This is a genomic window from Pedobacter sp. GW822-FHT03F06, from assembly GCF_058801365.1.
The window spans coordinates 497,214-520,343 of sequence record NZ_JBXANE010000001.1 but is presented as its reverse complement, the minus strand read 5'-3'; the positions used below and the strand labels follow the sequence as shown (position 1 = coordinate 520,343).

Annotated in this window: 24 protein-coding genes; 12 read left to right on the top strand and 12 right to left on the bottom strand. The window is 36.6% G+C overall.

Annotation, left to right across the window (positions count from 1 at the left end; all coding sequences use genetic code 11):
• Positions 1-200 precede the first annotated feature (200 nt).
• The 3 genes from mtaB to AC1RJ8_RS02035 all read left to right on the top strand — a co-directional run bounded on the left by mtaB (position 201) and on the right by AC1RJ8_RS02035 (position 3,899).
• Positions 201-1,523, top strand: a complete 1,323-nt coding sequence (gene mtaB, locus AC1RJ8_RS02045; protein ID WP_492952016.1) for a tRNA (N(6)-L-threonylcarbamoyladenosine(37)-C(2))-methylthiotransferase MtaB — start codon at positions 201-203, stop codon at positions 1,521-1,523.
• A gap of 392 nt (positions 1,524-1,915) precedes the next feature.
• Positions 1,916-3,064, top strand: a complete 1,149-nt coding sequence (locus AC1RJ8_RS02040; protein ID WP_492952017.1) for a prolipoprotein diacylglyceryl transferase — start codon at positions 1,916-1,918, stop codon at positions 3,062-3,064.
• A 46-nt stretch (positions 3,065-3,110) separates the two neighbouring features.
• On the top strand, positions 3,111-3,899 hold the full coding sequence (locus tag AC1RJ8_RS02035; RefSeq protein ID WP_492952018.1) for an inositol monophosphatase family protein: 789 nt from the start codon (positions 3,111-3,113) through the stop codon (positions 3,897-3,899).
• 192 nt (positions 3,900-4,091) lie between these two features.
• On the opposite strand, the gene AC1RJ8_RS02030 is transcribed toward AC1RJ8_RS02035, so the two are convergent.
• The 6 genes from AC1RJ8_RS02030 to AC1RJ8_RS02005 all read right to left on the bottom strand — a co-directional run bounded on the left by AC1RJ8_RS02030 (position 4,092) and on the right by AC1RJ8_RS02005 (position 7,475).
• A complete protein-coding gene (locus tag AC1RJ8_RS02030) occupies positions 4,092-4,643 on the bottom strand; it encodes a NifU family protein (RefSeq protein ID WP_121283148.1) in 552 nt (183 codons plus the stop codon).
• An 87-nt stretch (positions 4,644-4,730) separates the two neighbouring features.
• On the bottom strand, positions 4,731-6,077 hold the full coding sequence (gene purB / locus AC1RJ8_RS02025) for an adenylosuccinate lyase (protein ID WP_492952019.1): 1,347 nt from the start codon (positions 6,075-6,077) through the stop codon (positions 4,731-4,733).
• A gap of 128 nt (positions 6,078-6,205) precedes the next feature.
• Positions 6,206-6,403, bottom strand: coding sequence for a hypothetical protein (locus AC1RJ8_RS02020; RefSeq protein WP_116251791.1), 198 nt, complete (start codon positions 6,401-6,403; stop codon positions 6,206-6,208).
• Between the two features lie 141 nt (positions 6,404-6,544).
• Positions 6,545-6,766 carry a hypothetical protein gene (locus AC1RJ8_RS02015; RefSeq protein WP_086545741.1) on the bottom strand — a complete coding sequence of 74 codons (222 nt, stop codon included), beginning with the start codon at positions 6,764-6,766 and terminating at the stop codon, positions 6,545-6,547.
• Positions 6,767-6,896: 130 nt separating this feature from the next.
• Positions 6,897-7,067: a hypothetical protein gene (locus AC1RJ8_RS02010; RefSeq protein WP_493008022.1), complete on the bottom strand. Its 171-nt coding sequence runs from the start codon at positions 7,065-7,067 to the stop codon at positions 6,897-6,899.
• A gap of 189 nt (positions 7,068-7,256) precedes the next feature.
• Positions 7,257-7,475, bottom strand: a complete 219-nt coding sequence (locus AC1RJ8_RS02005; RefSeq protein ID WP_057934272.1) for a hypothetical protein — start codon at positions 7,473-7,475, stop codon at positions 7,257-7,259.
• Positions 7,476-7,677: 202 nt separating this feature from the next.
• Between AC1RJ8_RS02005 and AC1RJ8_RS02000 the strand changes: the two genes are divergently transcribed.
• From AC1RJ8_RS02000 to AC1RJ8_RS01985, 4 genes are all read left to right on the top strand, one after another.
• Positions 7,678-8,244 (top strand): RNA polymerase sigma factor, encoded by a 567-nt coding sequence (locus tag AC1RJ8_RS02000; protein WP_116251787.1) that lies wholly within the window; start codon positions 7,678-7,680, stop codon positions 8,242-8,244.
• A gap of 6 nt (positions 8,245-8,250) precedes the next feature.
• Positions 8,251-9,345, top strand: a complete 1,095-nt coding sequence (locus AC1RJ8_RS01995) for a trypsin-like peptidase domain-containing protein (RefSeq protein WP_492952020.1) — start codon at positions 8,251-8,253, stop codon at positions 9,343-9,345.
• A 160-nt stretch (positions 9,346-9,505) separates the two neighbouring features.
• On the top strand, positions 9,506-10,141 hold the full coding sequence (locus tag AC1RJ8_RS01990) for a peroxiredoxin (RefSeq protein ID WP_426328957.1): 636 nt from the start codon (positions 9,506-9,508) through the stop codon (positions 10,139-10,141).
• Positions 10,142-10,349: 208 nt separating this feature from the next.
• Positions 10,350-10,547, top strand: a complete 198-nt coding sequence (locus AC1RJ8_RS01985) for a cold-shock protein (protein WP_029276380.1) — start codon at positions 10,350-10,352, stop codon at positions 10,545-10,547.
• A 258-nt stretch (positions 10,548-10,805) separates the two neighbouring features.
• Here AC1RJ8_RS01985 and AC1RJ8_RS01980 read toward each other — a convergent pair whose 3' ends face one another.
• From AC1RJ8_RS01980 to AC1RJ8_RS01965, 4 genes are all read right to left on the bottom strand, one after another.
• Positions 10,806-11,993, bottom strand: coding sequence for a class I SAM-dependent methyltransferase (locus AC1RJ8_RS01980; RefSeq protein ID WP_492952021.1), 1,188 nt, complete (start codon positions 11,991-11,993; stop codon positions 10,806-10,808).
• A 131-nt stretch (positions 11,994-12,124) separates the two neighbouring features.
• Entirely contained in the window at positions 12,125-13,393 is a 1,269-nt protein-coding gene (locus tag AC1RJ8_RS01975) for an aspartate kinase (protein ID WP_492952022.1), read from the bottom strand.
• 1 nt (position 13,394) lies between these two features.
• On the bottom strand, positions 13,395-13,862 hold the full coding sequence (locus AC1RJ8_RS01970; protein ID WP_440824265.1) for a GNAT family N-acetyltransferase: 468 nt from the start codon (positions 13,860-13,862) through the stop codon (positions 13,395-13,397).
• A gap of 1 nt (position 13,863) precedes the next feature.
• Positions 13,864-14,565 carry a YggS family pyridoxal phosphate-dependent enzyme gene (locus AC1RJ8_RS01965; RefSeq protein WP_492952023.1) on the bottom strand — a complete coding sequence of 234 codons (702 nt, stop codon included), beginning with the start codon at positions 14,563-14,565 and terminating at the stop codon, positions 13,864-13,866.
• A gap of 93 nt (positions 14,566-14,658) precedes the next feature.
• Here AC1RJ8_RS01965 and AC1RJ8_RS01960 point away from each other — a divergent pair, with 93 nt between their 5' ends.
• The 5 genes from AC1RJ8_RS01960 to AC1RJ8_RS01940 all read left to right on the top strand — a co-directional run bounded on the left by AC1RJ8_RS01960 (position 14,659) and on the right by AC1RJ8_RS01940 (position 20,635).
• A complete protein-coding gene (locus AC1RJ8_RS01960; protein WP_492952024.1) occupies positions 14,659-15,192 on the top strand; it encodes a DUF4296 domain-containing protein in 534 nt (177 codons plus the stop codon).
• Position 15,193: 1 nt separating this feature from the next.
• Complete coding sequence (locus tag AC1RJ8_RS01955) at positions 15,194-17,572, top strand: endonuclease MutS2 (protein WP_492952025.1); 2,379 nt, start codon at positions 15,194-15,196, stop codon at positions 17,570-17,572.
• Positions 17,573-17,827: 255 nt separating this feature from the next.
• On the top strand, positions 17,828-18,919 hold the full coding sequence (locus tag AC1RJ8_RS01950) for a PQQ-dependent sugar dehydrogenase (RefSeq protein ID WP_492952026.1): 1,092 nt from the start codon (positions 17,828-17,830) through the stop codon (positions 18,917-18,919).
• Between the two features lie 297 nt (positions 18,920-19,216).
• On the top strand, positions 19,217-19,918 hold the full coding sequence (locus tag AC1RJ8_RS01945) for a CoA transferase subunit A (protein WP_492952027.1): 702 nt from the start codon (positions 19,217-19,219) through the stop codon (positions 19,916-19,918).
• 57 nt (positions 19,919-19,975) lie between these two features.
• A complete protein-coding gene (locus tag AC1RJ8_RS01940) occupies positions 19,976-20,635 on the top strand; it encodes a CoA transferase subunit B (RefSeq protein WP_057934284.1) in 660 nt (219 codons plus the stop codon).
• A gap of 201 nt (positions 20,636-20,836) precedes the next feature.
• On the opposite strand, the gene AC1RJ8_RS01935 is transcribed toward AC1RJ8_RS01940, so the two are convergent.
• Together AC1RJ8_RS01935 and AC1RJ8_RS01930 are read right to left on the bottom strand one after the other, a co-directional pair.
• The gene (locus AC1RJ8_RS01935) at positions 20,837-21,487 is read right to left on the bottom strand and encodes a uridine kinase family protein (RefSeq protein ID WP_492952028.1); all 651 of its coding nucleotides are present in this window, start codon (positions 21,485-21,487) and stop codon (positions 20,837-20,839) included.
• Complete coding sequence (locus tag AC1RJ8_RS01930; protein ID WP_492952029.1) at positions 21,484-23,025, bottom strand: muramidase family protein; 1,542 nt, start codon at positions 23,023-23,025, stop codon at positions 21,484-21,486. Before AC1RJ8_RS01930 ends, AC1RJ8_RS01935 begins: the two co-directional genes overlap by 4 nt.
• Positions 23,026-23,130: the final 105 nt, after the last annotated feature.

Here is a 23,130-nt window from a genome sequence, read left to right as displayed (position 1 = left end):
CTTTATTGTAATTGTTTTGTTCGTTTCAGGTATATGTTTGTCTGGCTGTGAAAAAAAAGCTTGCCCCGAAGGTATGCACGAACAACGTTTAAAGGACGGTACTACTATTTGCGTTCCAAACAATTTATAGTCTGTAATTTGTCAGTTCTCAAAACTCAGAACCGACAACTCCGAACAAATTTCCTATCTTTGCAGCCTCAATGAAAAAGGTCGCATTTTATACATTAGGTTGTAAACTCAATTTCTCCGAAACATCAACCATCGGTCGTTTATTTACCGATGCGGGTTATGCCGTAGTAGAATTTCAGGATCAGGCAGATGTTTATGTGATCAATACCTGCTCTGTTACGGAGCATGCCGATAAAAAATGCCGTAAAGTTGTTAAAGAAGCTTTAAAATATTCTCCTAATGCCTTTGTAACCATTGTAGGTTGCTATGCGCAGTTAAAACCACAGGAAATTGCCGAAATAGAAGGTGTTGATATGGTTTTGGGCGCTGCCGAAAAATTCAGAATAGTAGAATATATTACCGATTTAACTAAACAACCAAAAACCCTTATTCATCAGCAGAATATAGAGAAAGTAAACCATAATTTTATTGCCTCTTATTCGATTGGCGATAGAACACGTACTTTTTTGAAAGTACAGGATGGTTGCGATTATCCTTGTACATACTGCACCATTCCTTTAGCACGTGGTGCAAGTCGTAGCGATACCATTGAAAATGTGGTAAATCGTGCAAAAATGATTGCAGAAAGCGGTGTAAAGGAAATTGTTTTGACCGGTGTAAACCTTGGCGATTTTGGAATTAGAAATGGCCAGCGTGAAGATAAATTTTTTGACCTTGTTAAAGCTTTAGATGAGGTAGAAGGAATTGAAAGAATCCGTATTTCATCTATTGAACCAAATCTTTTGAGTAATGAGATTATTGAGTTCGTATCCACTTCGAAAAGGTTTGTTCCGCATTTTCATATTCCCTTACAATCGGGTTCTGATAAAATTTTAGGTTTAATGCGCCGTCGTTACCGAAGCGATTTGTATGTTGAGCGTGTTGCTAAAATTAAGGAGGTAATGCCACACTGTTGTATTGGTGTTGATGTGATTGTTGGTTTTCCCGGCGAAACGAAAGAAGATTTTTTGGATACCTATCAGTTCTTAAACCAACTTGATATTTCTTATCTACACGTATTTACCTACTCTGAGCGCGAATTAACAGCTGCAGCTGAAATGAAAGGTGTTGTGGCAGGCAGTGAGCGTAATGAGCGCAGTAAAATGCTCCATATTTTATCTGATAAAAAACGTAGGGCTTTCTACGAATCTCAGATTGGTACTGAAGCTGAAGTGCTTTTTGAGGCAGATCAGAAATCGGGTTACATGCATGGTTTTACCAAAAACTATGTAAAAGTACGTGCAAAATACGATCCGGTTATGGTAAATGAATTGAAAGCGGTTAAGCTTTTAGAAATTACTGCCGATGGAGAAGTAGAAGTAGCTGAACTGGAAACTATTCACGCGCATCATTAATTTAGTCCGGAGTCATTGCTCGGAAGTCCTGATTCAAAATTTATATTTTCGCATCCACTCGATTAGTCATCCTGAGCGTAGTCGAAGGACCTTAAATATGGAAAACTATAAGATGGATGATAGAATTGATATCGCTCGATCAGAATACCCCTAAGAACTACTGCAATCAGTTAACTAAACCTGATCGGAGCGAACACGCAGTAAAGCGCAGAGCAGGACTGTACTAACCGATGAAATACAGAACCTTTCCTTTCCAAAATAAAAAAAGATTTTTACCTGTTTTTCCCAGCTTTAACCGCTGGTCTTTAGTCTTTCCGCTTTAGTCTTTTAGCTTTCCGCTTTAATCTTTCAGCTTTGGTCTTTCTTTCCTATCTTCGCAACAAATTATTTGTATGTTTCCTACCGTTTCACATTTTTTAGAATATTTATTCGGCATTAATTTACCGCTTCCATTTAATACTTTTGGCGTTTTTGTCGCACTGGCGTTTGTTGCTGGTTACTGGGCTTTTACCAAAGAGCTTAAGCGTAAGGAAGCATTAGGCATACTCCACCCCATTAAAAAGACAATTGTGGTTGGCAAAGCTGCCACTACATCAGAGCTGGTCATGAATGGCCTTTTCGGTTTTGTTATTGGTTATAAACTGGTTTATGCGTTGTTAAACTACAAACTTTTTGTAAATGATGCACAGGCGATTTTAATGTCGACCAAAGGAAATATAATCGGCGGGTTGTTTTTTGCAGGGCTGTTTGCTTATTGGGATTATACCGAAAAGAATAAACATAAGCTTGATAAACCGAAAGAAACGCAGGTAACCATCCACCCATACCAAACCATGAGTAACCTGATTGTTTGGGCAGCCATCTGGGGTTTTTTAGGGGCAAAGTTTTTCGATAACCTTGAGTATTGGGATGATTTTGTTCAACACCCTGTTGAGCGCTTATTATCGTTTAGTGGTTTAACTTTTTATGGTGGTTTAATTTGTGGTGGTGCAGCGGTATTGATAATTGCTAAAAGAAATGGTATTAAACCGCTCCATATGCTTGATGTTGGTGGGCCGGGAATGATGCTGGCTTATGCTGTAGGCCGTATTGGTTGTCACTTAGCCGGCGATGGCGACTGGGGGATCGTAAACAATAATCCAAAGCCATTTTCCTGGCTTCCAGATTGGTTGTGGTCTTACAAATATCCGAATAATGTAGTTGGCGAAGGCATTCCAATTCCCGGCTGTACCGGTAAGTTTTGTAATGAATTGGCTCAAGGGGTGTACCCAACCCCGATTTATGAAGTAATTATCTGTTTAATCCTTTTTGCCTTTTTATGGAAGATCAGAGATAAAATAAAGGCACCTGGTTTAATGTTTGGTATCTACATGATCTTGAACGGTATAGAGCGTTTCTGCATCGAGTTAATCCGTGTAAATTCAAAATACCATGTTTTTGGTTTGTCTTTTACCCAGGCAGAAATGATTTCTACTTTTCTTGTTATAGGCGGTATTGCATTAAGTGTTTATGCGTTAAGGAACAAAAATCAACTGGCTTAAGTTTATTTCTCACCCAATAAACGCCTCGTTTTACTGTTAAATAATTATGAATTACGAATTACTGTGCACAAAAGTAATATCGATTGTAAGACTCACCGGAAACTTTATCCGTAAAGAAGCACTGCAGTTCGATGTTCAAAAAATAGAATACAAAGGATTGAATGATATGGTTTCTTATGTTGATAAAACAGCAGAACAGAAACTGGTTCAAAACCTCGAGAAATTAATTCCAGACGCCGGTTTTATTACGGAAGAGAAAACCATCAATAGAACCGGTAAAACTTATTCCTGGATAATTGATCCTTTAGACGGTACAACTAATTTTATCCATGGCATTCCGACTTATGGTATAAGTGTGGCGCTTTATGAAGATGGATTACCTGTGATTGGTGTAGTTTACGAATTAAACAGGGGAGAAATGTTTTATTCGTATAAAGGCGGACCCGCCCTTATGAATAAAAAAGAAATCAGGGTTTCTACTAATCCTGATCTAGGATCGAGTTTGCTGGCTACAGGTTTCCCGTATTATCAGTTTGATAAACAGCCTCAATATTTAAAATTATTGACCGAAATGATGCAGAAAAGCCATGGTGTACGTAGAATAGGTGCGGCAGCAATAGACCTGGTATATACAGCCTGTGGGCGTTTCGATGCTTTTTTTGAATACAACCTGCAACAATGGGATTTTGCCGCCGGATGCTTTATTGTGCAGCAGGCGGGAGGAGAGGTCTACGATTTCGCTGGTGGAAATGATTATTTTACCAAAAGAGAAATTTTGGCTACCAACGGTAAACTTACTGCTGAGATGTTGACTGCAATTAAGCAGTATTTTTAATAAGAGCTACCCTCGTAGATCGTCATTTCGACCGTAGTGGAGAAATCTGTAAGCTTTTATATTTAAACCTAAAGGTAGATCGCTCTCCCGAAAATTCGGGGTTGTACTTCAGTCAGGAAATGACACAATAAAAAAAGGTCCCGATTCTCATCGGGACCTTTTCACTATATGTACTATGAAAAATGCACAATTTTAAAGCGCTTCAGAAACAACTTCTGTAACTTCCGGTACCATTCGCTGCAATAAGTTTTGGATACCAGATTTAAGCGTAATGGTAGAAGACGGACAACCGCTGCAAGAACCACGTAATTCTACCGTAACCACACCTTCATCGAAAGATTTGTATGTGATAGCACCACCATCCTGTTCAACAGCTGGGCGTACATAATCGTGCAGGATCTGCTGGATTTTAATTTCCGTTTCAGTACCTTCAAAGGCAGGCGCTTCTTCGGCAGTTGCTTCTTTAATTTTTAATTCAGATTCTACAGCTCCCTTAACAAATTCTTTTAAAATGGCTTCAATATCAGCCCATTCTGCATCATCTGTTTTGGTAATGGTAACAAAATTACTGGCGAAAAAAACGCCAGAAACAAAGTTGAACTTAAATAACTCTTTAGCAAAAGGCGAATGTTCTGCACTCTCTTTAGTCGCAAAATCCTCACTGCCGTTTATTAACAGTTTATTTACCATGAATTTCATGGTAGCTGGATTTGGAGTCTGTTCTGTATATACGTTAATCGTCATGTCTTAATCAATTTGAATAAACAAAATTAACAATTACTCACTAATAAAACCTTTGTTAGCTGTCTGCTTAACGTCAATTTAATTTAACTAGAAAACGCCAGTGTAATTAAAAGGCGTAATGGTTCTCAATTGTACTTTAATAGCTTCCGAAACTGCTAAACCTTCAATAAATTCGGCAATACTTGTAGCATTGATTTTTGAATTTGTTCTGGTTAATTCTTTTAAGGCTTCATAAGGGTTAGGATAGTTCTCTCTTCTTAATACCGTTTGAATAGCCTCTGCAACAACTGCCCAGTTTTCGTCTAAATCAGCGTGTAAGGCAGCTTCATTTAACAAAATCTTGTTTAATCCGCGTAAAGTAGAATTAATGGCAATTAAGGTATGTCCAAAAGGAACGCCTACGTTTCTTAAAACAGTAGAGTCTGTTAAGTCTCTCTGTAAGCGTGAGATTGGTAATTTGGCAGCAAAAAATTCGAATAAGGCATTTGCAATGCCTGCATTTCCTTCAGCGTTTTCGAAATCGATTGGGTTAACCTTATGTGGCATAGCCGACGAACCGATTTCTCCTGCTTTGATTTTCTGTTTGAAATAGTTTTTTGAAATATACGTCCAGATATCTCTGTCCAAATCTATAATAATGTTGTTTATGCGTTTTAAAGCATCACATTGAGCTGCAAATTGATCATAATGTTCAATTTGTGTAGTATGTTGAGCACGCGTTAAGCCCAATGTCTCGTTCACAAACTGGTTAGAAAAATCAACCCAGTTTACTGTAGGGTAAGCGATATGGTGTGCATTGAAGTTTCCGGTAGCGCCGCCAAATTTTGCACTATTAGGAATATTTTTTAAACTTTCTACCTGAATAGCCAAACGCTCGGCGAAAACCAAAAATTCTTTGCCTAATTTGGTAGGAGAGGCAGGCTGTCCATGTGTATGTGCTAACATTGGAATGTCCTTCCATTCTGTTGCCAATGCATTTATCTTTTCAATTAAGTTATTGATTGCCGGATAATAGCTATCATTTAATGCCAGTTTTATAGAATATGGAATGGCGGTATTGTTAATATCCTGAGAAGTTAAGCCAAAGTGAATAAACTCTTTATAGTTTTGAAGTGATAAGGCGTCGAATTTACTTTTGATAAAATATTCAACAGCTTTAACATCGTGGTTGGTTACTTTTTCAGTTTCCTTGATTTCTAAGGCATCAACTTCTGAGAAGTTTTCGTGGATTTTCCGTAATTGGGCATAAAGATTTTTATCAAAATTTTCTAAGCCAGGCAAGTTGATTTCGCAGAGTGCGATAAAATATTCGATTTCTACAAAAACACGGTATTTGATTAAGGCTTCTTCAGAAAAGTAAGCAGCTAAACTTTCGGTTGTTTTTCTGTAACGGCCATCAACTGGTGAAATAGCTTGTAGTGATGTTAAATTCATTATGCGGATTATATTTTTGCTGCAAATTTACTACAATTGATGGATTTTAAGGTCTTGATCTCTAGAAATTAATACAAAATAAAAAAGGCCTTAGAATTTCCAAGGCCTTTTCGCAGTAATAGCTAAAACTATTTTTTAGTTGTGTCTTTTACTGTAGTGTCTTTAACGGTTGTATCTTTAACTGTAGTATCTTTTACAGTAGTATCTACAACTGTAGAATCAACTTTAGATGAATCAGTTGCACCATCTTTTTTTTCTGATTTACAAGCAACAACGGATAGGGATAAAGCTAGAGCTAAAAAGCCCATTTTGAATGCATTTTTCATTTTTTTTTAATTTGTTTGGTTCTAAAAATTAATTAATTACTAATTTATACAAAAAAGCCAAGAAAGCAACCCTGTTTTCTTAAATAAAAAAGGTCGCGATATAAAAACGCGACCTTTTTTATGTGTTATTTAGTGAAATAACTAGTGTTTTACTTCTTCTGTTGTAGTAGTAGCTTTAACTGTAGTGTCTTTTACAGTAGAATCTTTAACGGTAGTATCAACAGCAGTTGTATCAGTAATAATAGTTGATGAATCTGTAACTGTTGTATCAGCACCATCAGCTTTTTTACCTGATTCGCCGCAAGCAGCAACTGTTAAAGATAGAGCTAGGGCTAAAAAGCCTAATTTGAATGCATTTTTCATTTTGATATCTGTTTTAGGGTTAAATCTACTGTTAATGCCAAAAATCTTAAAAGGTAACCCGTTTTTTCTGATAAAATAAAAAAGCCTTTGAAAAATGAATTCCAAAGGCTTTTCTTATGAGTAAGTTAGACTAGTGTTTAACTTCAGTTTTTTCTGTAGTAGTTTTTACAGTAGTATCTTTTACTGTAGAATCTTTAACGGTAGTATCTTTTGCAGTAGTATCAGTAACGATAGTTGAAGAATCTGTAGCTGTTGTATCAGTACCTTCTGCTTTTTTTTTCTTCTGAGTTACAAGCAACAACTGATAAAGATAAAGCTAAAGCTAAAAAGCCTAATTTGAATGCATTTTTCATTTTTGAGTATTTTTTAAGTAATTAATTAATTTACATGTTAATACCGCTTATTTAAAAAGGTAACCCAAAAAAATAAAAAAAAATAAAAAAGGCTCCCAATACTAAATCAGGAGCCTTTTTTTATGAGTAAAGTTAGACTAGTGTTTAACTTCTTCTGTAGTTGTAGTAGTTTTTACAGTAGTATCTTTTACTGTAGAATCTTTAACTGTAGTATCTTTTGCAGTAGTATCAGTAACGATAGTAGAAGAATCAGTTAAAGTTGTATCAGCACCTTCAGCTTTTTTTTCTGAGTTACAAGCAACAACTGATAAAGATAAAGCTAAAGCTAAAAAGCCTAATTTGAATGCATTTTTCATTTTTGAATTTTTTTAAGTAATTAATTTCTTATTAATGCCGCAAAGGTAAAAAGGTAACCCGATAATTTATAAAAAAGTTAAAATATTTTTTTTGAGGGTTTGGGTTACCGTTTGCATTAAGTTTGTATTAAGCAATTATAGTAGCTATAAATATTTTTTTGTCTAATATTGGGTTACTATTTATAGAAAAATGTATTAACTAGTGAATAACAGTTTAAAGAGTTCAGTTCCAACAGATAGAGAGGTTATTTTAGGTATTCTAAATAACTCAGAAGATGCACTTAACAAGTTATACAAGGCTTATTATGCAATGGTTTTGCAATTTATCCTGAATAATAATGGGGATGAGGATGATGCAAAAGATGTTTATCAAGAAGCTATAATAATTTTATATAACAAAATTAAGGAAGGCAATTTTGAGCTGAGCAGCAAACTGAAAACCTATATTTATTCGGTTTGCCGGCGCATTTGGCTAAAGAAACTTAGCCTAAACAGTAAAAAAGCCGGTAATATTACCGATTATGAAGATGTATTTGCTGTTGAAGAAGATGTAGAGCACCACGAGGAAAAAGATGCTGCTTTTGTAAAAATGCAATCGGCACTCGATCATCTGGGTGAACCTTGTAAAACCATTATTCAGGATTTTTATATCCACAATTTATCCATGCAGGATATCTGCGAAAAGTTCGGCTATACCAATACCGATAATGCAAAAACGCAGAAATATAAATGCCTGCAGCGGTTAAAGAAAATATTTTTTCAACCATAATTTGAAATGAGAAACGATTTGGAGTTAGATGCAATTATTGAAGATTATCTTTTAGGTAAACTTAATGCACAGGAAACTGAAGCTTTTGAACAGTTACGTCGTAATGATGCCACAGTAGATCATAAAGTAGTTTCGCATAAGTTCTTTTTAGAATCTATGGGAACATTTGCTGAGCAGTTGCGCTTAAAAGAACAGTTAAATCATATTCATTCGGAAATTGATGTAGAGGGATTAGCTTCTACACTTAGGCCTCATCCTTCACGTGTGGTTCAATTGTGGCGCAAACATAAATCTGCAATTGCAGTTGCCGCATCTTTCGTTGTACTCTCTCTGGTTTCTATTTACTCTATTCAGCATAACACTCAACAGGCAGAGCGCTACAGGCAGTTAAGTAATCAGGTAAATAATGCAATCAAAACACAAAATAGCTTAATCAGAAATATTAAGCATAATAATACAACCTCTGGCAAGCCAAATGCCCAGAATAGTTTTGGAGGTACTGGTTTTGCCATTTCTACAAATGGCTACATTTTAACTAACCTGCATATTATTAATGGCGCTGATTCTTTATATGTGCAAAACAGCAGAGGCGAATCGTTTAAGGTAAAATCAGTTTACACAGATCCTCAAAACGATATTGCAATTCTTAAAATAAACGATAAACACTTCAATAACTTATCTTCTATTCCTTATACCATTAAAAGAAATACGAGTAACATTGGTGAAATTGTATATACCTTAGGTTATCCAAAAGATGATGCTGTACTTGGAGAGGGTTACGTAAGTTCTAAAAATGGTTTTATTGGAGATACTACTCAGTATCAGGTAGCTATTTCAGTTAATCCAGGTAATAGCGGTGGTCCTGTTTTAGATAATAACGGAAATTTGGTAGGTATTATTAGTGGTAAGCCAGATCAGACTGAAGGTGCAGCCTTTGCCATCAAATCAAAATATATTTTAGAGGCCATGAGGGCCATTCCTCAAGATTCACTGGGCGCAAATAAACTTTCTGCCAATAAAAAGAGCTTGTTGTCTGGTTTAAAACGCACCAAACAGATCGAAAAAATACAGGATTATGTATTTATGATAAAAGCATACTAAGTAACACCCCAAACAAATTAATATTCTTAAACCCTGAAGATTGATTCTTCAGGGTTTTTTATTGGAATTGTAATTTAGAGGTCTTAAATTAATATTAAATCTATGTATTTAGTATAGTATTGTTTAGATTTGTTTTAGTCAAATTTAAAATAATAATATCATGAGTATAAGATTAGGCGATACCGCACCGAATTTCAAGGCCAACACATCCATAGGCGAAATAGATTTTTACGATTATTTAGGCGATAGCTGGGGAGTGTTATTTTCTCATCCTGCCGATTATACCCCTGTTTGTACCACAGAACTAGGTAGAACTGCAGCTTTAAAAGGTGAATTTGAAAAAAGAAACGTTAAAGTTTTAGCCCTAAGTGTTGATTCTGCTGAATCGCATAAAGGATGGATTAATGATATTAACGAAACTCAAAATACTTCGGTTGAATTTCCGATTATTGCCGATCCTGATAAAACTGTAGCAAACCTATACGATATGATCCACCCAAATGCTTCAGAAACTTTAACAGTGCGATCATTGTTCGTAATCAGTCCCGATAAGAAAGTGAAATTAATCATTACTTATCCAGCATCAACCGGAAGAAACTTTAATGAAGTGTTACGTGTGATTGATTCTTTACAGCTTACGGCCAATTATAGCGTGGCTACACCTGCCGATTGGAAAGATGGAGAAGATGTAATTGTGGTAAACAGCATTAAAACGGAAGACATTCCAGCTAAATTTCCTAAGGGACACAAAGTAATTAAACCATATTTACGCACTACGCCTCAGCCAAATAAATAATTTGAAAATTTTATTTAATAACGCAACATTCTTGTTGAACGGACAGAAATAGGTTGCATTATATTGGTAAATTATTATATTTGGTAGTTTTGTTTTAATATTAGCGCTTAAACTGGTTGTTTTATTCATATTAATACTCAATTGGTTAAATGAAATGCTGATCAAGGCGTAAAAGTTTATTTATTTTATACAATTTTTTATTTTTTTTATGGCAACCGGAAAAGTTAAATGGTTTAACACTCAAAAAGGCTTTGGATTTATTGTGCAAGAAGACAATAAAGACTTATTTGTACATTTTAAAGATGTTTTAGGTGGAATCGAAAGCTTGAAAGAAAACGACACAGTAGAATTTGAAGTAGCTGAAGGCAGAAAAGGTTTACAGGCAGTAAACGTTAAGAAAGTTTAAGCAATAATATAACGATTATTTCTTCATCCCTACAAAAAGCCTTTCGATTGAGAGGCTTTTTGTATTAAACGTCTTGTCTGGACGAAATCGTCATCTCGACTGAAGCATAGCGGAACGGAGAGATCTATAAAGTAGTTACTCTATTATAGATTTCTCCACTGCGGTCGAAATGACGATCTCACGATAAGGTATATATCGTGTAAGTGAAAAGTAGTAATTCATAGGTTGCAAATTCTTCTCTACGATCAGAATGACAATCTAATAGTATTGAATAATTGAGGCTTTAACAACGATGTTTTCTCCGTTGCCCACCTTGGTAAAAATTAAAAACTGATTTTGATCTGCTTTGATTTTATATTTTTTGACTAAATCTTCAGGCTTTGCCGGATAGTTCCGAACAATTACATTTCCTTTTAAATTTCCTTGTTTTTTAAGTGTTGCGGTACTGAGTATGGCTTCAATTTTAAAAATTCTGCCTGGGAAATCTTTATTTACAGTTACTGAGCTAAACAGCTGTGTTTGAGGATGTAGTTTTAAAAGATTGTAAGTTGTACCAATTAAATTAAAAGCACCTGATTTTAATAAAGCAGCATCTGGCTCGTACAAGTAATCACCAGTGTTTAAACCATCAATAAACTGAATTGAACCATTTAAAGACGATCTGTAAAAGGAAAATTCTTTTTCAATTCCGTTATTTAAAGTCACAGCTATAATTTTCGTGTCTCCGATGTAAGCTTTATCAATGATCCATAAAAGTTCTTTACACTCATTTTTTACACTCACAATATGGATCTCGCTAACATGTTTCAATTCTGATAATCCCGCTGAAATATCGAGTAAAGGAGCTGTTTTGACGATTATTCTCGAAGATTTTTCTAATAAGGCGTCCAGGTTGCTTGCAATGTCTGGAGTACAGTCTTTTAGCATAAAAACTTTGCCTTTTTCGGCTCGTCGGGCTGGATCTACATAAATGGTATCAAATGATGTATTGCTAGCCATAACATAAGCAATGCCATCTTCGGCTTTAAATTCGATATTTGTTGCGTGTAAAGCCTGCGTATTATGTCGGGCTATAACGGATAGTTCAGGGTTAATTTCGCAATGTGTAACTGCTTTTACATTTTTAGAAAAGTAATAGCTGTCAATCCCGAAACCTCCGGTAATATCAATTAAAGTATTGCCTTTCGCTAGTTTGGATTTGTATTTCGCAGTAATTTCAGAAGAAGTTTGCTCGATGGATAGTACAGGGGGATAATAAATATCCTGGGTATTAAACCAGGTGGGTAATTTCTTTTCTGATTTTTTTTTTGCGGTAATCTGTGTGGATAATTCGGCTGCAGTAATACCCTCGAACGGACTTTTTGCCAAAGCAATCTGATTTACATCTGCATTTAAATTTGCGTTGATATACTCTTGTACGGCTTTGGCTAAAAGTTTATTGTTCATGTGTTAATCTGTTATTTCAAAAGAGATCGTCATTTCGACTGTAGTGCAACGAAATGGAGAAATCTATTCAGATAGGTTTCTCCACTGCGGTCGAAATGACGAACACATTTAATGCTCACAGTGACCAAATTCTATGCGGTTTTATTCTTCATCACCATCTGGCAGGTATGACGGCTCTTAACTTCCAATAAAATATCTTTATCAACCGTTACACGATCAATAGTTTGTTGGTTATAATAGCGGATGGTTACCAGCTCCAGGCCTTTATTGTATTTTACTGTAAATTCTTGAGAAAGGTCTTTGATCAGTTTTTCAATTTGAGTAGGATGATCATCAACGCTTACCGAAAAGCTGATAGCAGAGTTGAGCATCGTATTGATTTTGATCCGGTGTGTATGGAAAAGCTCAAAAATATTGCTCAGATTTTCTTCTATAATAAAAGAATAATCTTTTGGGAAAATAGAAATCAACGCCTGGTTAACCTTAAAAATAAAAGAGGGGATAGGCAATGGATTATTTTCTTTGGTAATTGCTGTTCCTGAGCCTTCTGGTTGGATAAATGATCTTACAAAAAGCGGAATCCCTTTATTTTGAAGTGGTTTTATTGTTTTTGGGTGTATTACAGTTGCTCCATAATAAGTAAGCTCTATTGCATCGTGATAAGAAAGCTGGGCAATTTTTTCTGTTTCATCAAACCATTTTGGATCTGCATTTAATACCCCAGGAACATCCTTCCAGATGGTTAGTGCAGCAGCATCTAAACAGGAAGCAAATATGGCTGCCGAATAATCAGAACCTTCCCGGCCTAAAGTTGTTGTGTAGTTTTCGCTTGTACCGCCAATAAATCCCTGTGTTACGATAATGTTGTCGGTTAAGAGTGGTAATAAGTCCTTTTGTATAATCTGATTGGTTTTTACCCAATCTACTTTTCCTTCACGGTAGGTATTGTCGGTCTGGATATAATTCCGTGCATCTACCCAAAGGGCTTTATTACCTGTTTCATTTAACCAGGCAGCCACAATTTTTGTTGAAACCACTTCGCCGATAGATACAATCTGGTCGTAAATGTAATCTGCGTTGTTATCTGGTTCATCTTCAATCAGCCAGTCAATTTCGACAAATGTGTTGGCCACATCATCATAAACCGGATTGGCTTTGCCTTGAAACAGCTCGTCTATAATGCTGAAATGGAAATGTTTAATCTCATCAAAAATTGCATGCGCTTCATCACTTTGTGATAAGAATGCCTGCGTTAATTTTTCCAGTTTATCAGTAATTTTACCCATCGCCGAAATTACAATCAGCAAGTTTCCTTTTTTGTAATCTCGGACAATATTGGCCAGATTTTTTACTCCATCTGCATCTTTTACCGAGGCACCGCCAAACTTAAAAATATCCATATTAAAATGCCTTGATTTGTTCTTTAGAGAAAGCTGCGTTTAACCACCCACTTTCTAAATGTGCTTTATATTTATTGTAAAAGTTTATTGCAGGTTCGTTCCAGTCCAATACTTGCCAAACCATGCCGCTATAATTGCCATTTTTAGCTTCTTCTATCACTTTTTCGAATAATACTTTACCCAGGCCTTTTCCTCTAAATTCTTCTGTTACGATAAAATCTTCAAGATATAACCTGCATCCTTTCCATGTAGAGTAACGTGTATAGTATAATGCGAAGCCCACTATTGTGTTATTTACTTCGGCTACGTAAGCTTTCCATACCGGGTTTTTGCCAAAACCAGCATCGATAAAGTGATCTAAAGTAACCGTTACTTCTTCAGGGGCACGTTCATAAATGGCCAGCTCATTAATTAATTCCAATATTCTTGGGCAGTCTTCTGCAGTTGCAAATCTGATGTTAAAATCCATATTAGTTGGTCGTAATATCGTTTTTGAAATGTTTGATTACCCTTTTTCCGAAAATACTGCTACCAATGCGTACCATTGTACTTCCTTCTTCAATTGCAATTTTATAATCTGCGCTCATTCCGGTCGATATTTCCTTAAAAGCATCATCTTTACGGAAAAAGCTTACTTTAATGCCATCAAAAAATACTTTTAGTTCGTGAAACTCGGTCGCAATCTGTTTTTCGTTCTTGGTATTGGTGGCAATTCCCATTAAACCTACTATACGGATATTTTTTAATTCGGCTAACTCTTCAGCCCGCAATAATTCGATTACTTCATCAAAACCAAGTCCGAATTTAGTGTCCTCATCAGCAATATAAACCTGTAACAAACAATCAATTACACGTTTGTTTTTTGCCGCTTGTTTATTTATTTCCTGTAGCAGTTTCAAACTATCTACCCCATGAATAAGTTTAACAAAAGGGGCAATGTATTTTACTTTATTGCTTTGTAAATGGCCAATAAGATGCCATTCTATATCATTTGGAAGTTGCGCCTGTTTATCTACCATTTCCTGTACATGGTTTTCTCCAAAAATGCGCTGTCCGGCGTTGTATGCTTCTAAAATTGATTCTATTGGTTGTGTTTTTGAAACTGCAATTAGTTTAACCCCGTCTGATTCAACTTCGCTTTTATATTGTTTAAGATTATCAGCTATGCTCATTTATAACTATTTTTGGTAAAATTAATAACCTTGCCGCAATTTGGGCAAAAAATAATATTTAAATTAAGCATGAAGAGATTAATATGGGTTTTAATGACAGCTATATTATGGTTTGGTTGCAAACCCGGTATACCTGATGGCATTATTAAACCTGATAAAATGGAAAAGATTTTATATGACATGCACATTGTTGATGGTTACCTTTCAAGCATTTATGTAGTAGATTCGGCAAAGAAGGTGGCTGCAGCATACTATAAGGGCATTTATAAAAAATTTGGAACGGATTCTGCCGAATATAACAGGAGTTTAATTTGGTACAATACCAACCCTAAAGAGCTAGAGACGATGTACAAAAACATACAAAAATCTTTAGCCAAGCAAAAAAAAGGAACAGCGTTAGCCGATTTAATGATCAGGAAAAAGGCATTTAAAGTCGACTCGCTGGTGATCGCAAAGAAATTTAAGGCCGATTCTCTTGCGATCAGAAAAAAAATGAAACCAGATTCTTTATCGAAGGTTAAAGCAGTTGCTGAAATTGCAAAGAAGAAAAAACAGGCCGATTCATTAATTAATATAAAGAAAGCTGGAGTAATGGAAGCAGTTCCAAGTCCAGCCCCGGTACAATAATATGTTATATCCTGAAAACTGTTTAGAACGTTTAGGTTTTGTTGAGATCAGGCAACTGATTAGCAAACATTGTTTAAGTCCGATGGGGCAGACAATGGTAGAGAAGATGCAGGTGATGAACCGTTTTGATCAGATTGATAAGTTTTTACGTCAAACAAACGAGTTTAAAAGTATCCTGCAAAATCAGGAACCACTACAGATTAATACCTTTTTTGACATTAAGTCGCTGGTTGAAAAAATCAGGGTAGAAGGCACTTATCTATTAGAAGATGAGTGGTTTCAGGTATATACTTCATTGCATACTGTTTTCTCGGTACTGCGTTTTTTTGAAGAACGTGCAGAAGTATACCCTACACTAGAAGCTTTATTTGAGCATCTTCCGATCGAAAAAACGATCCTTCGTAAAATAGAAACCGTTATAGATGCCAAAGGAAAGATCAAACCCAATGCATCAAAAGAATTGCAGGAAATTACCTCTGCGATTTCGAAAGCCGAGCAAGATGTGCGTAAGCGTATGGATTCGATCTACAAACAGGCTATTGCCAATAATTGGGTTGCTGATGGGAGTTTAACCATCCGTGATGGTAGAATGTGTATTCCGGTTTTGGCTGAAAACAAGCGTAAACTCAAAGGCTTCGTACACGATGAATCGGCTACAGGACAGACAGTTTATATTGAACCTGAAGAAGTATTTACCTTAAATAATAAGCTGCGCGACTTAGAGTTTGACAAACGCCGTGAAATTATTAAGATTTTAATTGCCTTAACGGACGATCTGCGACCATATTCACCATTATTGCTTTCTTACCATGGTTTCCTTACCAAACTGGATTTTGTTCGTGCAAAGGCTTTATTTGCAATGGATATCGAAGCTGAAATGCCAGGTTTGTTAAAAGAGCCTAAAACCAAACTGATTAATGCAAGGCACCCTTTGTTATCGATCTCATTTGCGGCCGAAAAGAAAACCGTTACACCTTTAAATATCCATATAGATGCCGAAACCCGGGTGGTATTAGTATCAGGGCCAAATGCAGGCGGTAAATCGGTTTGTATGAAAACCGTTGGCCTTCTGCAGATTATGTTGCAAACAGGTTTGTTAATTCCGGTTGATGCGAATAGTGAAGTAGGTATTTTTGAAAACATTTTTGCTGATATTGGTGATGATCAATCGATAGAAAGTGATTTAAGTACTTACAGTGCACACCTAAAGAAGATGCGCTATTTTGTAGAGCATGCTTCGCCAAAAACAATGGTGCTGATTGATGAATTTGGTACTGGTACCGATCCGCAGTTTGGGGGGCCAATGGCTGAAGCTGTTTTAGAAGTATTGAACAATAAAAAGGTGAGGGGGGTAATTACGACCCACTACTCTAATTTGAAGCTTTTTGCAGGTAATACACCAGGTTTAGAAAATGCATCAATGCTTTTTGATAATGCCAAAATGAAGCCGCTCTACATTTTAGAAATGGGTAAACCCGGCAGTTCCTATGCATTCGAAATTGCTCAGAATATTGGTTTACCAAAAGAGGTAATCCAATTGGCTAAAGAAAAAACAGGATCTAACCAGAACCGCGTAGATACCATGCTTGTTGATCTGGAGCGCGAAAAGAAAAATGTTTACGATGCCAAAGTAAGTTTAGCCAATCAGCAGAATAAAGCTAAAAACCTGGTTGCCGAAAATGAAAAGTTGAAAAGCTTTTTAGAGGAGAATAGAAAGGTACTGATTAAAGAGGCGAAACTAGAGGCACAGAATATTATTAAAAATGCCAATAAACTGGTTGAAAACACCATAGCCGAGATTAAAGAAAAGCAAGCCGATAAGGAAATAACTAAAGAACTCCGCCAGAATCTGCAAAAAGAGCTGGTTAAAAATACTGTACCAAAAGAGCGCCCTAAACCAGTACAGATAGTTGTTGGTGGTGAAATTGAAATTGGCGATTTAGTGAAATTTACGGATAGCGAAACCATTGGTCAGGTTTTAGAAATTAACCGCAATGAACTGGTTTTGGCTATTGGCGATTTACGTTCGACTGTTAAAAAGAACCGCGTTCAAAAGGTGAGTAACCGCGAAGCTAAAAAAGTAATTCAAAGCAGTGCAAATTCTTTTGCTGGGCGGATGAATGATGCCGTATCTGGCTTTAGGGCCGAACTTGATCTTCGTGGAAAACGTACTGAAGACGCCCTGTTTGAAGTAGAGAAATATTTGGATAAAGCCATTATGCTCGGCTTTCCCTCCATTAAACTGATCCACGGTAAAGGTGACGGTATTTTGCGTAAAATGATTAGAGAATACCTGCGTAAATATAGTCAGGTAAATAGGATGGAAGATGAACATGCTGATAGAGGCGGGGATGGGATTACTTACGTGTATTTGAATTAATCGTGGTGTCAGATGTTGCCATCTGGCACTGTAAATAATATTTTGCGATCAAATCGCAATGCTATTTATGCACTCTTTAAAAACGAGCGCGGGCATAAGTATAGTTGTGGTGTCGGATGTTAGCATCCGACACCAAATCATTTTTTTTGAAAATCTGTCAGATGGTAACATGTGACAGCACATCAACATTGAATAGCATGCTGAAAAAGCAAAACTTTATAACCGTAACGTTGTTATTTCTAAAACGTTACGGTTATGAGGACAATACTACTCTGCTTATTTGTAATGCTATTCGTTACAAATTGCAAAAAGAACGGTGGTGATGATAATGAAGATCCGGGTACCTTACCTGATGTGGAATTAAAATCAAAAGTAGTTGTATCCGGATTGAACCTGCCCTGGGAAATGGTGTATGGACCTGATAATTTTATTTGGTTTACGGAAAAAGCAGGTAAAATTAGTCGTTTAAATCCCGCCAACGGGCAAGTAACAGCTCTACTTACCATAACCGAAGTGCGTACCAATGGAGAGGGTGGCTTGCTTGGAATGACATTACATCCCGATTTCAGCACTAATCCTTACGTTTATATAGTGTATGGCTATGGTAGTACATATAAAGCCAAAGTGGTACGTTATACTTATAGCGGAGGAAATTTAACAAGTCCGCAGGTTTTATTGGATCAGATTCCTGCTGCTTCAATCCATAACGGCTCGCGTTTGCTGATCAGTGGCGGTAAACTTTTTATCAGTACCGGCGATGCTGCTGATACTGGCAATCCCCAAAATGTTAATTCTTTAGCAGGGAAAATTTTAAGGATAAATTTAGATGGATCTATTCCTGCTGATAATCCTTATCCAAATAACCCCGTTTGGTCTTTAGGGCATCGAAATGCACAAGGATTAACCCAGGTGGGCAACAAAATTTTCTCATCAGAGCATGGCCCGGATTCTGATGATGAGATTAATATTATCGAAAAGGGAAGAAACTACGGATGGCCAAATATTAAAGGTTTTTGTAATGAAAGTGGAGAGCAATCATTTTGCAGTTCCAATAATGTGGTAGAGCCATTAATCAATTGGACACCAACTATTGCGCCTAGTGGTTTAACTTATTACAACTCCGATTATATTCCGCAATTTAAAAATTCGTTGTTGCTGGCTGTATTAAAAGGAACTAAATTGATGCAGCTTAAGTTAGACGATGCTCAAACAAAAATTACTGGAACGAAAGATTTTTATGTAAGCACTTTTGGCAGGATAAGGGCTGTTTGCCAGTCGCCGGAAGGAAAAATTTATATCTGTACCAGTAATGGAAGTGATGATAAAATTGTAGAAATTGCGAAGTAGATTAATTATTTTTTCCGCCCCGGGCACTTTTTACAGCGTTTACCTTTCTTAAATTTCTCACAACATTTTTTGTGCTCAGCCGTACAGCTGAAAATAAAACCCATTCCTTTTTGGAATTCAGGGTCAGTAGGTAATATGAATAGACTTTCTTCTCTCTCGTAAATCATTGCAGTACAAAGGTAACAGTTATTTAGATTAATTCCAATTAATTAATATTCCGCAAAGATTTAAAAATTATAAATGCTACATTTTTGAAGGCAATTTGTAATTTAGCGAACTAACCAAAAAATTCATAAAATGATAAATAAAGTGGTATCTGGAGCTGAGGAGGCTATCAAAGATATATCAGATGGTGCAACCATCATGCTCGGTGGTTTCGGACTTTGCGGTATTCCAGAAAATTGCATTAATGCTTTGGTAAACAAGCAGGTGAAAAATTTAACCTGTATCTCTAATAATGCTGGTGTTGATGATTTTGGTATTGGTTTAATGCTGAAACAACGTCAGGTTAAAAAAATGATTTCTTCGTATGTAGGTGAAAATGCCGAATTTGAAAGGCAATTGCTGAGTGGCGAACTCGAAGTAGACCTTATTCCACAAGGTACTTTGGCTACGCGTTGTCTGGCTGCCGGATACGGTATGCCTGCAATTTTTACGCCTGCAGGTGTGGGCACTGAAGTGGCAGAAGGTAAAGAAGTGCGCAATTTTGATGGCAAGGATTATTTAATGGAATATGCTTTTGATGCCGATTTTGCTATCGTTAAAGCTTGGAAAGGTGATACCGCTGGAAATTTAATCTTCAGGTCCACCAGCCGGAATTTTAATCCGGTTATGGCTATGGCAGGTAAAATAACCATTGCGGAGGTAGAAGAGTTGGTAGAGGCCGGCGAACTTGATCCAGATTCTATTCATACCCCGGGCATTTACGTTCATCGCATTTTTCAAGGGAAAGATTACGAGAAAAGAATTGAGCAGCGAACGGTGAGGAAGGTTCAATAGTTCATTGGTGAATCATTCACTCATTCTAAATTCTTTCAATTAATCATTTAAAAAATTATGTTTTCAAAAGAAGAAATCGCACAGCGCATTGCTAAAGAAATAAAAGACGGATACTATGTTAACCTGGGTATTGGCATACCTACTTTGGTCGCCAATTATATTCCCAAGGGAATTAACGTCGTATTACAATCAGAAAACGGTTTATTGGGTATGGGGCCATTTCCTTTCGAAGGAGAGGAAGATGCCGATTTAATTAACGCAGGGAAACAAACCATCACCACTTTGCCAGGATCGTCTATTTTTGATTCGGCCATGAGTTTTGGGATGATCCGAGCACAAAAGGTAGATCTGACTATTCTGGGAGCCATGGAGGTGTCAGAAAATGGTGATATTGCCAACTGGAAAATCCCCGGTAAAATGGTAAAGGGAATGGGAGGGGCTATGGATTTAGTAGCATCAGCCAAAAATATTATTGTGGCGATGCAACACATTAATAAAGCGGGAGAGAGTAAATTATTGCCGAAATGTACGTTGCCTTTAACCGGTGTAAAATGCATCAAAAAAATTGTAACTGAACTGGCTGTTCTGGATATTTTGCCTGAAGGTGGTTTTAAACTTTTGGAGCGTGCACCGGGTGTAAGTATCGAATTTATACAACAATCTACAGCTGGAAGACTGGTAGTGGAAGGAGAGATTCCTGAAATGAGACTGGATTAAACTGGTGGTTTGCGGGGACATGAGCCATGGGGGTAGTCGTCATCTCGACTGGAGCGCAGCGAAATGGAGAGACCTATGAATCAAATTATTTAAATGAGATTTCAAAGATTTCTCCTCCGAAGGAGTTCCTTTGGAACACTGCGGTCGAAATGACGATCTATCGCGGCCGTCATTGCTGCTTTAATGTTATTCAAAAAAAAGTTAAGCTATATCTACCAAAATGCTGTTCCTTAAATCGTTGGAGATATCTTCTGTGATACCGATAATTTCTTCAGGTTCGTTAGTATTATTCATTATTACCTTATTACATTGTTCGCGATACGGCAATAAATATTCTTTATAGGCTGGCACTACATGGTTGTGCCATTTGTACAATACATCATCTTCTGGGTAACCACGTTCTAAACCATCACGTTTTATACGGCGGTCTAAAGCCACCTGTTCATCTGCATCAACAAAAATGGTATGATCCAACAGTGCGGCAATTTCTTTAAAGTGGAGAATGAAAAGACCTTCTACAATAATGATTGGTGCCGATTTAATTTCCAGAATTTTAACAACGGCCAATGGATTATTGAAGTTGTATTCTTTTTTATAAACAACTTCACCACTCATTAACTGCTTAATATCCCTTAAAAACTGCTCGCTATCAATGGTAGAAGGAAGGTCGAAGTTGTATAACTTATTTTCTTCCTGTGTCATCTCACCTGCAGGGATATAATAATCATCTTGCGATACGAGTGTTACTTCATCCTGTTTAAAATGGTGAAGAAAGCAGTTTAAGAAAAATGTTTTACCCGATCCGCTACCACCGGCAATACCAATTATAAATGGTTTTTTGTTTGAACTCATTGAGCACTATAAGTTAAATTGCAGAAAAAACGTTTGTCTAAAGCGCCCAATGAATCGGCTACTGCTTTAGTCATTACAATTATAACATCTTTTGTGGATTCGTTCTCCGTAAATTTACCAACAACTTTGGCAAAGGTAGTGCGGTTGGTCATGGGGTTGGTAATCTTAATTACCCTGCCCACAGGTGCTGTACGGTGTAAGACCAACATTTTTGTGCCATCCAGATCCTGGTCTGCAATCCAAACTGCGGTTCCTTTTTCTTCGATCTGACTTAAACCATATACGCTCGGATCACGGCGAAGTTTAGGGTCTTTAACCATGGTACTATCTGGCTCGTTTTCCTGCTCTTCTTTCGATAAATCATTTACCGATTTAGGTTGTGGCGGTTTAGGAATGATCAGTTTTTGATCAACTTTAATGGCATTATCTTCAAGTTTGTTTGCCGTTCTGATCTGATAAGCGGTTAAATTGTATTTTTTAGCAATGGTAAAAATGTTTTCTCCGGAAGCTACGGTATGGATAAAACTCTCTTCTTTTGCTGCAGGGGCTTCTTTAACTTTTGCTTCTACTTCTTTAACTTTAGCTTCTGCCTGCTTTTCTTTTGGAACCTGAACATCAGTAATAATACCTCCAGGTACTTTTAAAACCTGCCCAATGGTAATGGCATTATCAGGCAAATCGTTTAGTTTTCTAATCTGGTAAGCGGTAATGCCGTATTGTTTAGCGATAGTGAAAATAGTTTCGTTTCTTAAAACCGTGTGTGTGCCGGCTGCATCTGTAGATTTGTTCTCCTGTACAGTTTTTTCTTCAGCAGCAACTACCTTATTTTCATCTATGTTTTTAGTTGCCGGAATTTTAAGTTTCTGACCGATGCGCAAGTTATTTCCGGAAAGGTTGTTGGCTTTTTTTACTTCCTCAACAGTAGTGCCGTATTTCTCGGCTATTTTGCCTAAAAACTCTTTAGGCGCAACAGTATGCTCGATCATGGTTTGATCAGCAGATGATGTATTGGCTTGAGGTGTATCTGTATTATTTTTCGCTGGCGGGGTTACCGGTGCAACTGTTGCCGTTTGTTCTCCATTTTTAACAGGGATTTTTAAAACCTGACCAATGCTTAAGTTGTTGCTGTTCAGGTTGTTTAAAGCTTTAATTTCATTAATTGTTGTGCCGTATTTTTCGGCGAGCATATTTAAGTTTTCTTTTGGCTTGATCGTATGCTCTATTATACTGCCAGAAGAAACACTTTGGTTTTGCGTGCTGTTAGTTGATCCTGTTGCCGTAAAAGGAATATTTGTTGGTACTTTAATGATTACCCCAACCTGGAGGTATTTATTGTCATTAAAGCTCATAATTTCTTTTGGCGAAATATTATATCTTCTTCCTATTGAATAATAAGTGTCTTTTGCTACAGTCTGGTGAACAATTAGTTTTTTGCCTTTATTATTTTCTACACCGATAGAGTCTCTTGCTGTGTTGGCTTTAGCATTTGCAATGTTTAAGGCAAATAACACGACAGCAGATAAATATATTTTATGCATTTATTTGTATGTAAATTTCTAAGTCAAAGGGAGCAATTATACGAATAATATTGTTAATCGGCCTATGTTCAGCTATTCGTTTTTAAGTAAAAATAAGATGACTTT

Excerpts from the sequence above, each read along its gene's own strand:
- mtaB (WP_492952016.1), top strand. The coding sequence starts at position 201 with ATGAAAAAGGTCGCATTTTATACATTAGGTTGTAAACTCAATTTCTCC.
- AC1RJ8_RS02040 (WP_492952017.1), top strand. The coding sequence starts at position 1,916 with ATGTTTCCTACCGTTTCACATTTTTTAGAATATTTATTCGGCATTAAT.
- AC1RJ8_RS02035 (WP_492952018.1), top strand. The coding sequence starts at position 3,111 with ATGAATTACGAATTACTGTGCACAAAAGTAATATCGATTGTAAGACTC.
- AC1RJ8_RS02030 (WP_121283148.1), bottom strand. The coding sequence starts at position 4,643 with ATGACGATTAACGTATATACAGAACAGACTCCAAATCCAGCTACCATG.
- purB (WP_492952019.1), bottom strand. The coding sequence starts at position 6,077 with ATGAATTTAACATCACTACAAGCTATTTCACCAGTTGATGGCCGTTAC.
- AC1RJ8_RS02020 (WP_116251791.1), bottom strand. The coding sequence starts at position 6,403 with ATGAAAAATGCATTCAAAATGGGCTTTTTAGCTCTAGCTTTATCCCTA.
- AC1RJ8_RS02015 (WP_086545741.1), bottom strand. The coding sequence starts at position 6,766 with ATGAAAAATGCATTCAAATTAGGCTTTTTAGCCCTAGCTCTATCTTTA.
- AC1RJ8_RS02005 (WP_057934272.1), bottom strand. The coding sequence starts at position 7,475 with ATGAAAAATGCATTCAAATTAGGCTTTTTAGCTTTAGCTTTATCTTTA.
- AC1RJ8_RS01995 (WP_492952020.1), top strand. The coding sequence starts at position 8,251 with ATGAGAAACGATTTGGAGTTAGATGCAATTATTGAAGATTATCTTTTA.
- AC1RJ8_RS01990 (WP_426328957.1), top strand. The coding sequence starts at position 9,506 with ATGAGTATAAGATTAGGCGATACCGCACCGAATTTCAAGGCCAACACA.
- AC1RJ8_RS01985 (WP_029276380.1), top strand. The coding sequence starts at position 10,350 with ATGGCAACCGGAAAAGTTAAATGGTTTAACACTCAAAAAGGCTTTGGA.
- AC1RJ8_RS01980 (WP_492952021.1), bottom strand. The coding sequence starts at position 11,993 with ATGAACAATAAACTTTTAGCCAAAGCCGTACAAGAGTATATCAACGCA.
- AC1RJ8_RS01975 (WP_492952022.1), bottom strand. The coding sequence starts at position 13,393 with ATGGATATTTTTAAGTTTGGCGGTGCCTCGGTAAAAGATGCAGATGGA.
- AC1RJ8_RS01970 (WP_440824265.1), bottom strand. The coding sequence starts at position 13,862 with ATGGATTTTAACATCAGATTTGCAACTGCAGAAGACTGCCCAAGAATA.
- AC1RJ8_RS01965 (WP_492952023.1), bottom strand. The coding sequence starts at position 14,565 with ATGAGCATAGCTGATAATCTTAAACAATATAAAAGCGAAGTTGAATCA.
- AC1RJ8_RS01960 (WP_492952024.1), top strand. The coding sequence starts at position 14,659 with ATGACAGCTATATTATGGTTTGGTTGCAAACCCGGTATACCTGATGGC.
- AC1RJ8_RS01955 (WP_492952025.1), top strand. The coding sequence starts at position 15,194 with ATGTTATATCCTGAAAACTGTTTAGAACGTTTAGGTTTTGTTGAGATC.
- AC1RJ8_RS01950 (WP_492952026.1), top strand. The coding sequence starts at position 17,828 with ATGAGGACAATACTACTCTGCTTATTTGTAATGCTATTCGTTACAAAT.
- AC1RJ8_RS01945 (WP_492952027.1), top strand. The coding sequence starts at position 19,217 with ATGATAAATAAAGTGGTATCTGGAGCTGAGGAGGCTATCAAAGATATA.
- AC1RJ8_RS01940 (WP_057934284.1), top strand. The coding sequence starts at position 19,976 with ATGTTTTCAAAAGAAGAAATCGCACAGCGCATTGCTAAAGAAATAAAA.
- AC1RJ8_RS01935 (WP_492952028.1), bottom strand. The coding sequence starts at position 21,487 with ATGAGTTCAAACAAAAAACCATTTATAATTGGTATTGCCGGTGGTAGC.
- AC1RJ8_RS01930 (WP_492952029.1), bottom strand. The coding sequence starts at position 23,025 with ATGCATAAAATATATTTATCTGCTGTCGTGTTATTTGCCTTAAACATT.